At 39.7% G+C, this 14,721-nt stretch carries 12 protein-coding genes; 5 read left to right on the forward strand and 7 right to left on the reverse strand.

What is annotated here, in order from left to right; genetic code table 11:
* Position 1 precedes the first annotated feature (1 nt).
* Together I6E69_RS06955 and I6E69_RS06960 are read left to right on the forward strand one after the other, a co-directional pair.
* Positions 2 to 1,384 carry an amidohydrolase gene (locus I6E69_RS06955; RefSeq protein WP_182672155.1) on the forward strand — a complete coding sequence of 461 codons (1,383 nt, stop codon included), beginning with the start codon at positions 2 to 4 and terminating at the stop codon, positions 1,382 to 1,384.
* Positions 1,385 to 1,396: 12 nt separating this feature from the next.
* Positions 1,397 to 2,644 carry an amidohydrolase family protein gene (locus I6E69_RS06960; RefSeq protein ID WP_138489161.1) on the forward strand — a complete coding sequence of 416 codons (1,248 nt, stop codon included), beginning with the start codon at positions 1,397 to 1,399 and terminating at the stop codon, positions 2,642 to 2,644.
* A gap of 283 nt (positions 2,645 to 2,927) precedes the next feature.
* Here I6E69_RS06960 and I6E69_RS06965 read toward each other — a convergent pair whose 3' ends face one another.
* Together I6E69_RS06965 and cspD are read right to left on the reverse strand one after the other, a co-directional pair.
* Positions 2,928 to 5,150: an NADP-dependent isocitrate dehydrogenase gene (locus I6E69_RS06965; protein WP_197120907.1), complete on the reverse strand. Its 2,223-nt coding sequence runs from the start codon at positions 5,148 to 5,150 to the stop codon at positions 2,928 to 2,930.
* 511 nt (positions 5,151 to 5,661) lie between these two features.
* Positions 5,662 to 5,880, reverse strand: a complete 219-nt coding sequence (gene cspD, locus I6E69_RS06970) for a cold shock domain-containing protein CspD (protein WP_002962500.1) — start codon at positions 5,878 to 5,880, stop codon at positions 5,662 to 5,664.
* A 208-nt stretch (positions 5,881 to 6,088) separates the two neighbouring features.
* Here cspD and clpS point away from each other — a divergent pair, with 208 nt between their 5' ends.
* A complete protein-coding gene (gene clpS, locus I6E69_RS06975) occupies positions 6,089 to 6,397 on the forward strand; it encodes an ATP-dependent Clp protease adapter ClpS (RefSeq protein ID WP_021032429.1) in 309 nt (102 codons plus the stop codon).
* Between the two features lie 93 nt (positions 6,398 to 6,490).
* On the forward strand, positions 6,491 to 8,752 hold the full coding sequence (gene clpA / locus I6E69_RS06980; protein WP_197120908.1) for an ATP-dependent Clp protease ATP-binding subunit ClpA: 2,262 nt from the start codon (positions 6,491 to 6,493) through the stop codon (positions 8,750 to 8,752).
* Between the two features lie 214 nt (positions 8,753 to 8,966).
* Here clpA and infA read toward each other — a convergent pair whose 3' ends face one another.
* The 4 genes from infA to trxB all read right to left on the reverse strand — a co-directional run bounded on the left by infA (position 8,967) and on the right by trxB (position 11,737).
* A complete protein-coding gene (infA, locus tag I6E69_RS06985) occupies positions 8,967 to 9,185 on the reverse strand; it encodes a translation initiation factor IF-1 (RefSeq protein WP_002962494.1) in 219 nt (72 codons plus the stop codon).
* 90 nt (positions 9,186 to 9,275) lie between these two features.
* Positions 9,276 to 9,980 carry an arginyltransferase gene (locus I6E69_RS06990; protein WP_024606094.1) on the reverse strand — a complete coding sequence of 235 codons (705 nt, stop codon included), beginning with the start codon at positions 9,978 to 9,980 and terminating at the stop codon, positions 9,276 to 9,278.
* The gene (gene aat, locus I6E69_RS06995) at positions 9,973 to 10,689 is read right to left on the reverse strand and encodes a leucyl/phenylalanyl-tRNA--protein transferase (protein ID WP_024595507.1); all 717 of its coding nucleotides are present in this window, start codon (positions 10,687 to 10,689) and stop codon (positions 9,973 to 9,975) included. The genes I6E69_RS06990 and aat overlap by 8 nt, the downstream gene beginning before the upstream one ends.
* 97 nt (positions 10,690 to 10,786) lie before the next feature.
* A complete protein-coding gene (gene trxB / locus I6E69_RS07000; protein ID WP_002962484.1) occupies positions 10,787 to 11,737 on the reverse strand; it encodes a thioredoxin-disulfide reductase in 951 nt (316 codons plus the stop codon).
* Between the two features lie 287 nt (positions 11,738 to 12,024).
* Here trxB and pssA point away from each other — a divergent pair, with 287 nt between their 5' ends.
* Entirely contained in the window at positions 12,025 to 13,350 is a 1,326-nt protein-coding gene (gene pssA / locus I6E69_RS07005) for a CDP-diacylglycerol--serine O-phosphatidyltransferase (RefSeq protein ID WP_197120909.1), read from the forward strand.
* Between the two features lie 108 nt (positions 13,351 to 13,458).
* Here pssA and ald read toward each other — a convergent pair whose 3' ends face one another.
* A complete protein-coding gene (ald, locus tag I6E69_RS07010) occupies positions 13,459 to 14,580 on the reverse strand; it encodes an alanine dehydrogenase (protein ID WP_039489605.1) in 1,122 nt (373 codons plus the stop codon).
* Positions 14,581 to 14,721 lie beyond the last annotated feature (141 nt).

A 14,721-nucleotide genomic window follows, 5' to 3' on the forward strand; every position in this document is an offset into this window, starting at 1 on the left:
CATGCAAAAATTTGCACCTTCTTTATTAGCGGTTGGCTTAGCTGCTGCACTTGTAGGCTGCCAAGAAAACGGCCCACAAGACGATAAAATAACAATTAACAAAAATCCTTACCCAAGTACTTATCAGCCAATTTCTACATCAAGCACTCTTATTACAAATGCAACAGTACTTACCGGTACTGGTGAGCGTTTAGATGAGGCTGATGTATTACTTGTTGATGGTAAAGTACAACAAGTAGGTAAAGACTTAACAGCCACTGCTGATATAACAATTGATGCACAAGGAAAATGGGTAACACCGGGTATTATTGACGTACATTCACATTTAGGCGCATACCCAAGTCCTTCGGTCGAGTCGCATCAAGATGGTAACGAAATGACCAGCCCTAACACTGCAGAAGTGTGGGTTGAGCATTCTGTTTGGCCACAAGATCCAGGCTTTAATCGTGCACGCGAAGGCGGCATTACTTCTCTACAAATTTTACCAGGCTCAGCTAACTTATTTGGTGGACGCGGCGTTACGCTTAAAAACGTACCAGCGCACACTATGCAAGGGATGAAATTTCCAGAGGCGCCGTATGGTTTAAAAATGGCGTGTGGTGAAAACCCTAAACGTGTTTATGGTCGTCAAGGTGTATTGCCTTCAACCCGTATGGGTAATATGGCTGGTTACCGTATGGCATGGGCTGAAGCCGCTGAGTACAAACGTGCATGGGATAAATACGATGCCGATTATGAAGCCGGTTTAAACCCAGAAGCGCCAGTACGTGATATTAAACACGATACGCTTCGCGGTGTGCTTGAAGGCGAAGTACGTATTCATAATCATTGTTATAAAGCTGAAGAAATGGCAATGATGATTGACCTGTCAAAAGAATTTGGTTACCACGCAGGTACTTTTCATCACGGTGTAGAAGCATATAAAATTGCTGACTTACTTGCGCAAAATGGTTCGTGTGCTGCACTTTGGCCAGACTGGTGGGGCTTTAAAATGGAAGCCTACGACATGGTTCAAGAAAACGTAGCTATTGTTGATGCGGTTAAAAACTCGTGTGCAGTTGTTCACTCAGATTCAGATACTACTATTCAGCGTTTAAACCAAGAAGCGGGCAAGGTGATGTACCGAGCTAACGAAAATGGTTTTGATATTTCTGAGCAACACGCTATTAAATGGATCACGTCTAACGCTGCTAAATCGCTAGGTATTGATGACAAAACAGGTTCACTAGAAGCGGGTAAGCAGGGCGATGTTGTTATTTGGAATCAAAGCCCATTTAGTGTCTATGCTAAAGCTGAACAAGTGTTTGTTGATGGTGCAAAAGTTTACGATAGAAACGACAGCGCGTACCAAGCAACAAGTGATTTTATGTTAGGTCAACAATAAGGAGCACCCAGAATGAAAAATTTATCACGTTCGTTTTCGCTTTCTCTGGTTGCTGCAGGGTTATTAGCATCTGGTGCTGTAAGCGCACAATCACTAGCAATTATTAATGCAACATTGCATACGTCTTCTGATCAAGGTGTATTAGAAGCGGCAAGCATTGTAATGACAGATGGTAAAATCACAGCGATTAACCCAACTGAAATTAAAGTAGATCAAATTATTGATGCAAAGGGCCAAATTGTAACCCCTGGCTTTATAGCAAGTATTAATCAACTTGGTTTAGTTGAAGTTAGTGCCGTTGCAGGCTCTCGCGATGCAGGGGAAGAAAAAGCCGGTATTGATTTTGATGTAAGCCTTGCTTACAACGCACATTCAAGCTTAATTCCTTACGCTCGTAAAGGCGGCGTAACACGCGATGTAATTACTCCTCATGGCGGCGATAGCATTTTTTCAGGCCTTGCGAGTGTTGTTGATTTAAGTGGTAGTTTTGACAGCGACATGCAAAAACAAGCGGCTTTAATTGTTTACTTAGGTGAGCGTAGTAAAGGCTCACGTGCTTTTACTTTGCAAACACTTATTAATAAGCTTGATGAGCACAAAACTAAAGCCGGTAAAAAAGCGAAAAAAGATGACGACAAGCCAAGTACTGAAGATAAAGTAATGGCTAAAGTACTCAGTGGTGAAATGCCATTAGTGGTTGGTGTTTCGCGTGCGGCGGATATTATTGAGCTAATTAAAGTAAAAGAGCAATTTGGTATTAACCTAGTACTTAATGGTGCGCAAGATGCTGTCGTAGTAAAAGAGCGCGTTGCTAAAGCAAATATTCCAGTGATTATTAGTGCAATGGATAGCTTACCAGGAAGCTTTGATTCGCTTCATGCAAGTTTAGATAATGCTAGTGTGCTTGAAAAAGCAGGCGTTAAAGTATTATTAACGGTAGGTGGTGATGCAAGTCACAATATTTATCAGCTGCGTTTTGATGCTGGTAATGCTGTGTCGTACGGTATGAGCCAAGAAGGTGCGTTAAAAGCGCTTACATCAAACGTTGCTGATGTATTTGGCATTAATGCAGGTAGTCTTGAAGTTGGCAAAGCTGCTGATGTAGTAATATGGAGTAATGACCCGTTTGAGCTAAGCAGCCATGTGAGCAAAATGTTTATTAATGGCGTTGAGGTATCTACACAATCTCGTCAAGATAAACTGCGTGACCGCTATACGACAGATTCAAAAATGCCACGTGCTTATACCAACCCGCAATAATACTTAATCAATTTGAGGGATTAAATCTGACGGTAACTGCGTTAAAAATTTCTGATATAGAGCAACTAAATAACGAAATTTTTGCCTTGTTATCGACAAGATTTTCTTGCCTCAAAGTTGATCACTTAATTAAGCGAATTGGTATGATACTAAATAATTAATTAAATAAATTTAATTATTCAAAGGCCGCTATTTTATAAATAGCGGCCTTTATTTGTAAAGTTTAGACATAAAAAAGCCGCTTACTTTTGCAAGTAAGCGGCTTTTAAATTTAAACCGATATTTATACTAATTTAGCAAGAATATCGTTAAATGTAGTGCTTGGACGCATTGCTTTAAAGGCTGCATCATCGTTAGGCTGGAAGTAACCGCCTAAATCAACTGCAGGGCCTTGCGCATCGTTAAGCTCACTTACGATTTGCTCTTTATTAGACTCAAGGTCGCTAGCGATTTGAGTAAACTGTGCTTTAAGTTCACTGTCATCATTTTGCTTAGCAAGTTCTTGTGCCCAGAATAAAGATAGGAAGAAATGAGAACCACGGTTATCAATTTCTTTCACTTTACGTGACGGCGATTTGTTTTCAGCAAGGAACGTACCTGTTGCTTTATCTAGGGTATCAGCAAGTACTTGTGCCTTGTTGTTACCAGCAGTTACGCTTAAGTGCTCAAGTGATGCAGCAAGTGCTAAAAATTCACCTAAAGAATCCCAACGTAAGTGGTTTTCTTTTTCGAATTGTTGAACATGCTTAGGTGCAGAACCACCCGCGCCAGTTTCAAATAAGCCACCACCGTTCATAAGCGGAACAATTGAAAGCATTTTAGCACTTGTACCCAACTCTAAAATTGGGAATAAATCTGTTAGGTAATCACGTAAAACGTTACCTGTTACAGAAATCGTGTCTTTACCTTCTTTAATGCGCGCTAGTGAGAACAATGTTGCTTCAAGCGGTGCTAAAATTTGAATATCTAGACCAGCTGTATCGTGATCTGGTAGGTATTTATTTACTTTTTTGATTAGCTGCGCATCATGTGCACGGTTTTCGTCTAACCAGAAAATAGCTGGAACGCCTGTTGCGCGTGCACGATTTACTGCAAGCTTAACCCAATCTTGAATTGGTGCGTCTTTAACCTGACACATACGCCAGATATCGCCTTGCTCAACATTGTGCTCAAGTAATGTATTACCATTTGCATCAACAACACGGATAGAACCGTCCGCTTTTGCTTCAAATGTTTTGTCGTGTGAACCGTATTCTTCAGCTTTTTGAGCCATAAGGCCAACGTTTGGAACGCTACCCATTGTTGTTGGATCAAACGCACCATTTTCTTTACAAAAATCGATAGTTGCTTGGTAAACACTTGAGTAACAACGATCAGGAATTACAAAGCTAGTGTCTTGTAATTTACCATCGTTATTCCACATTTGACCGCTTGAACGGATTGCTGCAGGCATAGATGCATCGATGATCACGTCACTTGGCACGTGTAAGTTTGTAATACCACGGTCAGAATCAACCATAGCAATAGCAGGGCGGTTAGCGTAAACAGCTTGAATGTCTGCTTCAATTTCTTCGCGCTTAGCATCGTCTAATGTTTGAATTTTAGAATATACGTCGCCTAAACCATTATTTACATCAACACCTAGCTCTTCAAAAAGCGCACCGTGTTTAGCAAATACATCTTTGTAGAATACTTTTACAGCGTGACCGAAGATGATTGGATCAGATACTTTCATCATTGTCGCTTTCATGTGAAGCGAGAACAAAACACCTTTTTCTTTAGCAGCATCAATTTCTGCAGCTAAGAAAGCTTGAAGCTTAGAAGCGCTAATGCTTGAAGCATCAATAACTTCGCCAGCTAAAAGAGGTGTGCTTTGTTTAAGAACAGTAACGTCACCGTTAGTTGCAACATGTTCAATACGCACATCAGTGGCTGTATCAACAGTTACTGATTTTTCTGAACCGAAGAAATCGCCTTCGCTCATACTTGCAACGTAAGACTGAGAATCTTTGCTCCACGCACCCATTGAATGTGGGTTGTTACGTGCATATTCTTTTACAGAGCCTGGCGCGCGACGATCTGAGTTACCTTCACGTAGTACAGGGTTTACTGCACTGCCTTTAATTTTGTCGTAAGCCGCTTGAATTGCTTTTTCTTCATCATTTTTAGGTTCAACAGGGTATTCTGGAAGAGCGTAACCTTTTGCTTGAAGCTCTTTAATTACAGCGCGAAGCTGTGGTACAGATGCACTGATGTTTGGTAATTTGATGATGTTTGCTTCTGGTGTTTTAGCAAGCTCGCCAAGTTCAGCAAGTGCATCACCAATGCGTTGTTCTTCTGTTAAATAATCAGGGAAGCTAGCAATTACACGACCTGCTAATGAAATGTCGCGAGTTTCAACTTCAACACCGGCCGCATTTGTATATGCTTGGATGATCGGTAGCAACGAATAAGTTGCTAGTGCCGGAGCTTCGTCCGTTTTTGTATAGATAATTTTTGATGTCATCATCATTCCTAGATAGTCGACCGATAAGGTCTTATTCAACAATGCAAAGAAAATCATTACTTATGAGTGAGTACATATTATTAAACAAGTTAATGAACACGTACGCTCGTAATGAATAGTTTGTTAGGTGTTGGTACTCAGCGTTGCTCTTTTATAAAAGCAGAATAGTCACACCTGACGAACTGGAATCGTATTTATAGCTAAAAAATTAACAAAAATAAATCAGCCTTTAGCCTAGTACATATAAAAGAGGCGATAAGGTGTTATGCGCAATTTTTAGCACCAAGAGTGTAACAAGCTTAAATAAAAAGGGCTAGAGTTTGAGCATGCCCAATAAGCAGTTAAACAATCAACTCTTAGAACATTGGGGTATATAAAATAAATTCAAGGAAAAGGGTTGAATTTGAATGAAAAGAGGCAATAAATAAGGGAAGAAGAGATAAGTTAGTATGCTTAAGGAATTAAGCGAGGATCTTAAAAGGTCGCTCGCTTTAGTCGAACAAAACAATCGTCACTCAATAATGTCACCATCTGGGGCAATATTTTTAGCGTGTAGGCCTTTAGGCCCTTGTTCTAATTCGAATGTTACATCTTGACCAGCTTTAAGCGTTTTATAGCCGTCCATTACAATTGTTGAGTAATGAGCGAAGATATCATTCTCGCAGCCGTCTTCTACGATGAAACCAAAACCTTTGGCGTTGTTGAACCATTTAACTTTACCACAAGCCATACTTCTACATCCTTCAATAAGTTGACTAATTTAGTTATTCTAAACCGTATAATTTGCTAGACTGACTAAGGTTTAATCAATCTATGTTTGACTGTAGTTTATTTAGCCAACCAGTCAAGTGTTTTGAGTTATTTTTTAACATTTTATTTATTTTTTATTCAAGTTTGCTTGAGTTACAAAGACAAGACTATATTTAATTATGAGTGGTATGAAAGATTCAGGTGTTATCGACACAGTTCGCGACAGTGAAAAGCAAAAGCTACAGCCGCCGCGAAAATATAAAGTTGTTTTAAATAACGACGACTACACGCCGATGGACTTCGTAATTGAAGTTTTAACGACGTTTTTTAATATGGATAGCGATAGAGCAACCGATGTGATGCTTCAGGTTCATGAAAAAGGTAAGGGTATTTGCGGTGTTTACAGCGCCGATGTTGCCTACACCAAAGTTGAACAAGTTAACCGTTACTCACGGGATAACGAGCATCCACTGCTTTGTAGTTGTGAGCAGGAATAATACCAATTTAATACAATTGGTATAAATACCAATTAGGGTGATCAAACATCCGATTGTTGTGGTATAAATTATTATCTCAGTAAGGGGTTGCCAATGCTAAACAAAGACTTAGAACTCACTTTAAATGCCGCGTTTCGTGAAGCGCGCACTCGCCGTCATGAGTTTATGACCGTAGAGCACCTTTTACTTGCGCTATTAGATAATCCTTCTGCAGGAGAAGCCTTAAACGCGTGTGGTGTTAATCTTTCAGGCTTAAAAACCGAATTATTAGAATTTATTGACGAAACAACACCTGTCATCCCAGATTTAGAAGAAGAGCGTGAAACTCAGCCAACGCTTGGTTTTCAGCGTGTATTACAACGTGCTGTGTTTCATGTGCAATCGTCAGGAAAAAACGAAGTGACGGGTGTCAATGTACTGGTCGCTATTTTTTCTGAGCAAGAGAGCCAAGCTGTTTATTTACTTAAAAAGCATGATGTATCGCGCTTAGATATTGTTAACTTTATTTCGCACGGCATTTCAAAAGCTGATGATGAACTAGGCGATGACAGCGATGATATACATGAAGAAGTGCAAGAAGTTCAAAGCGAAGAAGCAAGTAAGCTAGACAGCTTTACAACTAACTTAAACGCTCAGGCTCGTGAAGGTAATATTGACCCACTGATTGGGCGCGACAGCGAAGTAGAGCGTACGGTACAAGTATTGTGTCGTCGTAAAAAGAATAACCCATTACTTGTTGGTGAAGCGGGCGTTGGTAAAACAGCCATTGCTGAAGGTTTAGCGTACCGTATTGTGAACGAGCAAGTACCAGAAGTAATTGCAGATGCAGTTGTGTACTCACTAGATATGGGGGCATTGCTTGCAGGTACTAAATATCGTGGCGATTTTGAAAAGCGCTTTAAAAGCTTATTAAAAGAGCTTCAGGCACAACCTGGGTCTATTTTATTTATTGATGAAATACATACCATAATAGGTGCTGGCGCAGCGTCTGGTGGCGTTATGGACGCTTCAAACTTACTTAAACCACTTCTTTCAAGTGGTAAGTTACGTTGTATGGGTTCAACCACTTACAATGAGTATAAAAATATTTTTGAGAAAGACCGTGCATTAGTACGCCGTTTTCAAAAAATTGACGTACTTGAACCAAGTGTTGCCGATACCACTAAAATTTTAAATGGATTAAAAGAGCGTTACGAAGAGCACCATGGTATTCGCTATACTCAAAAAGCATTAAAAGCAGCTGCTGAACTTAGTGCTAAATACATTAATGAGCGCCACTTGCCAGATAAAGCAATTGATGTAATTGATGAAGCGGGCGCTAACCAACGTTTACAGCCTAGTTCTAAACGTAAAAAAACCATTGGTGTGTCTGATATAGAGCTAATAATATCGAAGATGGCTCGTATTCCACCACAAAATGTGTCTTCAACAGATAAAGAGACGCTTAAAAATCTAGACCGTAATCTTAAAATGCTTGTGTTTGGACAAGATCAATCTATTGATGCGCTTACATCGGCTATTCGTTTATCTCGCTCGGGTTTATCAAGCGAAGAAAAACCAGTGGGTTCGTTCTTGTTTGCAGGCCCAACAGGTGTTGGTAAAACAGAAGTAACTAAGCAACTTGCTAAATGTATGGGTGTTGAGTTTATTCGTTTTGATATGTCTGAGTATGTAGAGCGCCACGCAATCAGCCGATTAATTGGTGCTCCACCAGGATATGTTGGTTTTGAGCAAGGCGGGTTATTAACCGAGGCGGTTATTAAAAACCCACATGCGGTTGTACTTTTAGATGAGATTGAAAAAGCGCATCCAGATATTTACAATATTTTACTACAAGTTATGGATCACGGTACGTTAACCGATAATAACGGTCGTAAAGCTGATTTTAGAAATGTAGTGGTTGTAATGACTACCAATGCGGGCGTACAAGAAACCACACGTAAGTCGATTGGTTTTACAGAGCAAGATCACACGCATGATGCAATGGGCGAAATTAATAAAGTATTTTCGCCAGAATTTAGAAACCGTTTAGATAACATTATTTGGTTTAATCACCTTGAACGTGAAGTTATTTTACTGGTGGTTGATAAATTTATTGTGGAACTGCAAGCTCAGCTTGATAAAAAATCGGTTAATCTTGAGCTTACGCCTAAAGCGCGTGAATGGCTCGCAGATAAAGGTTATGACAAGGCTATGGGTGCACGACCAATGGCACGTGTTATTCAAGAAGAGCTTAAAAAGCAATTAGCTAATGAAATACTGTTTGGTGAACTTGTTGATGGCGGTACAGTTAAAGTATCGGTTAAAGACAAGAAGATTCGCTTTGATTACGAGAGCAATTTAACGCCAGCGTAAAACGTTAATTGCACAACTAAGTTAAATAAAAATGGCCCGCTAAATAATAGCGGGTCATTTTTTTGCCATTTTTATAGGCAACAAAAAACCCAGTAAAAACTGGGTTTTTTGTTTATTAAATGTAATTGCTAGTCAATGTCTATCAATTACATTTAATAAACGCTTAAAGCTAGTAAAACACTAGCCAAAAACTAAATCTCGTTTACGCACTTACTTAGCGAGCACGGAATACGATACGACCCTTTGATAAATCGTAAGGAGTCATTTCTACCGTTACTTTATCGCCGGTTAAAATACGGATATAGTTTTTGCGCATTTTGCCTGAAATGTGAGCCACAACTACGTGACCATTTTCTAGCTCAACTCGGAACATTGTATTTGGTAAAGTATCAAGGACTGTCCCTTGCATTTCGATTACGTCTTCTTTCGCCATGTTTAGCGTAACACCTCTTTAATAGTTAAACGCTGCAGATTTTGCCCAAAATACACCAATAAGTAAAGGCGCAGGGGCTATATTTGCAAATTAAATAGCCACCCACTCATCATTGAGCTGTTTTTGAGCTGGTAAAAACTGAGTTTTGTACTTCATTTTATCGCATTCATCAATTTGATAGCCTAAGTACACGTATTGCTTATTTTGCTCTTTTGCAAATTTAAGCTGCTCTAATATCATCACAGAGCCTAAACTATAGTGTTCAAAGTCGGGGTCAAAAAAAGTATAAATTGCAGAAATAGAGCTGTTCATACAATCAGTTACGGCAACTGCGGCTAAAGTATCTTGGTGCCATAGTTCAATAAATGTGATTTTGAGCCAACTGCAAAGTAAAAAGCTTTGAAACTGTTCTTTTTCAGGAGGATACATACTTCCATCCTGATGGCGCATCGTTATGTATTTACTATAGAGCGGATAATACTCAGGGCGTTCTTGCGTTGAATATTTTACCTCAAACTGGTTTTTTGCTTTGTTTAGTTTACGTTTTTGCGATTTTGAAGGGATAAAGTCTTGTGCTAATACACGTACAGAATTACATGCACTGCATATTGGGCAGTGTGGACGGTATATTTGGTTACCACTGCGACGAAATCCTAAGCCTAATAATGACTCAAATTTGTCTGTGCTGTAGCAACTAGGATCTAGAATAACTAATAGTTGCTCTTGTCTGTTGGGTAAATAACTACAGTCAAACTCTTGGGTTAAACCAACACGTGCAGGAAGTTGCTCATTCATAGATTGCGTCAAGTTCTTGTGGCTCCCACATAATAGGATTAATAATATAGTTATGTGCAGCTTTTAGTTTAGTCAAAAATGTTGAGCGGGGGATTACTTGTGCACCTAAGGTCATTAAATAAGGGTTTTCTAACTGGCAATCAATAAAATGCGCATTATGACGTTTAAGCCAATTTACCAGTGCCCACATAGCAAGCTTTGAGCAATTGGTTTGATGATGAAACATTGATTCACCACAAAAAACACCATTTTGCATAATACCGTATAATCCACCTGCAAGCTCTCCGTTGCTCCACACTTCTAAGCTATGGGCAATGCCAGCATTGTGTGCATTAACGTAAGCGTTGAGCATGTCAGAGGTGATCCAAGTGCCATCGGTATCAAGGCGTTGATCGCGACAGGCTTCTATCACTTCTTCAAAGGCATTATTAATGGTTACTTTTACAGGGTGTTTTTTTAAATGTTTACGCAGGCTCTTACTTATATGGAAATCATCCAGTTCAAAAATCCCGCGCTCGCTTGGCGACCACCACATAATAGGCTCATCTTCGCTAAACCAAGGGAATATTCCGCTTTTGTAGGCATTACTAAGGCGAGGTAAACTTAAATCTCCGCCAATTGCTAACAAGCCATCAGGGGATTCTAATGCGTATTCCGGATTGGGGAATGCTATATCGGTTTCACTTAATTGGTATAGCTGATTTCTCATACAGTACTTATTTTATAATTGATCGTAAAAGTGTAACTATATTTTAGACATAAAAAAAGGGCTGAATAATCAGCCCTATTATAATTTATTTAATTGCTTATAAATTATCTAAGAAACGCTCTGCATCAAGGGCAGCCATACAGCCTGTACCCGCTGATGTGATTGCTTGACGGTAAATGTGGTCAGACACATCACCTGCAGCAAAAACGCCCTCTACACTTGTTTGAGTTGCGTTACCATTCAATCCAGACTCTACAACTAAGTAGCCGTCTTTCATTTCTAGTTGACCAACAAACATATCTGTATTTGGCTTATGACCAATAGCAATAAATACACCGGCTAAATCTAGCTCTTGTGTTGCATCAGAGTGTGCATCTTTAATACGAATGCCAGTTACGCCCATTTGGTCGCCTAATACTTCGTCAAGCGTACGGTTGTAATGTAAAACAACGTTACCGTTAGCTGCTTTTTCAGCAAGGCGGTCTGCAAGTATTTTTTCACTACGGAAACTATCACGACGGTGAATAACATGTACTTCGTCAGCAATGTTAGATAAGTATAGCGCTTCTTCAACCGCTGTATTACCACCACCAACAACCGCTACTTTCTGACCTTTATAGAAAAAGCCATCACATGTAGCACAGGCTGAAACGCCACGGCCTTGGAAATTAGTTTCAGACTCTAAGCCTAAGTATTTAGCAGAAGCACCTGTTGCAATGATTAACGCATCACATGTGTAAGTACCTTGGTCGCCAGTTAGTGTGAAAGGGCGCTTAGATACATCTACTTTATTGATGTGATCGAATATGATTTCAGTTTCAAAGCGCTCAGCGTGCTCTTTCATACGATCCATTAATGCAGGGCCCGTTAAGCCGTGTGCATCACCAGGCCAGTTTTCAACTTCAGTTGTGGTTGTTAATTGACCACCTTGTTGAATGCCTGTAATTAAAACAGGGTTTAAATTTGCACGTGCTGCATATACTGCGGCAGTATAACCAGCTGGGCCAGAGCCTAAAATTAGTAGCTTACAATGTTTTGCTTCAGTCATTATTTTTTCCTAAACGTTTAATACGGTCTTTAATGCGCTCGATTCTAAGAAAATCAAGGCGGATGTAAACAAAATCCGCGATTATTTTTTTTCGCAAATCGAAAAGCTGTGCAGTATTGTGTACTAGAGCTCAGTACTTTTACAGTTAAAACACCCAAGTAGCTCAATAAATAGACTAACAGGCAACAAAACAGCGTTAATTCATGACCCCTTTGATTTTTTTTGTTATGTTTTACCTAATTTTATTTGTCACTGATAGATTATGTGACCTAAGCGAATAGGCAACTATGTTATTTTGGCAGGAAAAACCCGCATTCGGGTTGACTTCAAAAGACGTTAACGTCTTAACCAATGCGCAAGATTACCGAACGCAATTGCTACGTTTGATAGCTAATGCAAAAAAACGAATTTATATCACAGCGCTTTATTTACAGGATGACGAAGCAGGCCGCGAGATTTTAGAAGCCCTGCATCGAGTATCATTAGAGAACCCTGCGCTTGATGTAAAAGTGCTGGTGGATTTTCATCGTGCGCAACGTGGTTTAATTGGTGCAGAGAAGTCTGATGGTAACGCAAGTTTATACTGTGACGATTTAGAAAAGTTTAAATCGAACGTACAAGTTTATGGCGTACCTGTAAAAGCTAAAGAATTATTTGGCGTATTACATTTAAAGGGTTTTGTCATTGACGATACCTTACTTTACAGCGGCGCAAGCTTAAACAACGTGTATTTGCAGTATAACGAGCGTTACAGACTCGATCGTTACTTTTTAATAACGCGGAGCGAGCTGTGTGACTCAGTGGTTGATTTTATTGAGACAAAGCTAATTAGCTCCGATGCTGTGCCACGCATAGACACACGACCGCTTAAGCGTTTACACGACTTCAAACTTGATCAAAAGCAATTAATGCGTGACTTAAAAGTCGCAAGTTACAACGCAGCAGAGCAATTAAATACGCAAGCATTAGGTATTCGTTTGTTTTTAGGGCTTGGTCGTCGTAATAACGAATTAAATCGTTTAATAAAAGCGTTATTTGATACCACAGAGCAAGAGCTTGTGTTGTATACGCCATACTTTAATTTTCCGGCGCCACTTATGCGATCACTGCGCCGATTATTAAAGCAAGGCAAGCAAGTTACGATTGTGGTAGGGGATAAAACAGCCAATGACTTTTATTTACCGCCAAGCGAGCCGTTTAGTAAAATAGGGGCGTTGCCTTATTTATACGAAACTATTTTGCATAAGTTTGTAAAAACGCAAAAACGCCACATCGATAACGGTAATTTAAATGTGTATCTGTGGAAAGATGAAAGTAATTCATTTCATTTAAAAGGTATTTGCTCAGATAGAACAAAACATTTACTGAGTGGGCATAACTTAAATCCGCGTGCATGGGGTCTTGATATCGAAAACGGTATTTTAATAGAAGATCCAGAGCAAACAATTATGGATGCTATTGATAACGAAAAGCAGGAAATTTTACAACACTGCCGCCGTTTAACAGGCCCAGATGATTTAGAAACAATGGATGATTACCCGCAGCCAGTTAAAAAACTACTTGGCCAAGCTAAGCGCGTAAAAGTAGATTTTATAATTAAGCGTTTCATATAAATTTACTTTAAATCAGACATAAAAAAAGCAGCTAATTAGCTGCTTTTTTTATGGGTTGTAGTTAAGTTACTATATTATTTAATACCAACCTAACTACGAAACGCTAAATTATGCGTTTTCTACCGCTGTGCGTGGGTCAACATATTCCATGTTGAACGCTTCAGCTACTTCTTTGTAAGTTACTTGGCCTTTAATTACGTTTAAGCCTTTTAAGAAGTGAGCGTCATCTAGTAGCGCCTTTTTATAACCTTTGTTTGCAAGGTTAATGATGAAAGGCAATGTTGCATTGTTAAGTGCAAACGTAGATGTGCGTGGAACAGCACCTGGCATGTTAGCAACACAGTAGTGAACAACTTCATCAACGATGAAAGTTGGATCAGCATGCGTCGTTGCTTTAGAAGTAGCAATACAGCCACCTTGGTCGATTGCAACATCAACAATTGCAGAACCAGGTTTCATTGCTTTAATGTGCTCAGCTGTTACTAGTTTAGGTGCAGCTGCACCAGGGATCAGTACACCACCGATTACTAAATCAGCTTCTAGTACGTGTTTTTCTAGTGCATCAGCAGTTGAGTAAATAGCTTTAACTTTATTACCAAATTGCGCGTCTAGAGCACGTAATACGTCGATGTTACGATCAAGAACGACAACTTCAGCACCAAGACCAACAGCCATTTGCGCTGCGCTACGACCAACCATGCCGCCGCCAATGATAACAACTTTAGCAGCTTCAACGCCAGGTACGCCACCTAGTAGCATGCCACGACCGTGGTTAGATTTTTCTAGCGCTTGTGCACCAGCTTGAATAGACATACGACCAGCAACTTCGCTCATAGGAGCAAGAAGCGGTAAACCACCGCGTGAGTCAGTTACAGTTTCGTATGCAATACAAATAGCTTTGCTTTTTACAAGGTCTTCAGTTTGTGGAAGATCAGGTGCAAGGTGTAAGTAAGTGAAAAGAATTTGGTCTTCACGTAGCATTGCACGTTCAACAGCTTGCGGCTCTTTTACTTTTACAATCATGTCTGCTTTTGCAAAAACATCAGCTGCAGTTGCTAAAATTTCAGCACCCGCTTGTGTGTAATCTTCGTTAGTAAAACCAATGCCCATGCCTGCATCAGTTTCTACAATCACTTGGTGACCGTGGTTTACTAATTCACGAACACTTGCAGGAACCATACCTACACGGTATTCATGGTTTTTAATTTCTTTAGGAACACCAATAATCATATCATTTGCCTTATTAAGAACGGATTAACATTTTCCACTATTATATTCATCATAAGCCCGTGTGTCTCACCTTTTTTAAAGTCAAATCTAGTGTTATCATCTAGATAATAAAAATAAACAGCATAAAAAACTAGTTGGTAC

Origin of the sequence: Pseudoalteromonas sp. NZS100 (genome assembly GCF_015864815.1) — a bacterium.
GTDB lineage: Bacteria > Pseudomonadota > Gammaproteobacteria > Enterobacterales > Alteromonadaceae > Pseudoalteromonas > Pseudoalteromonas distincta.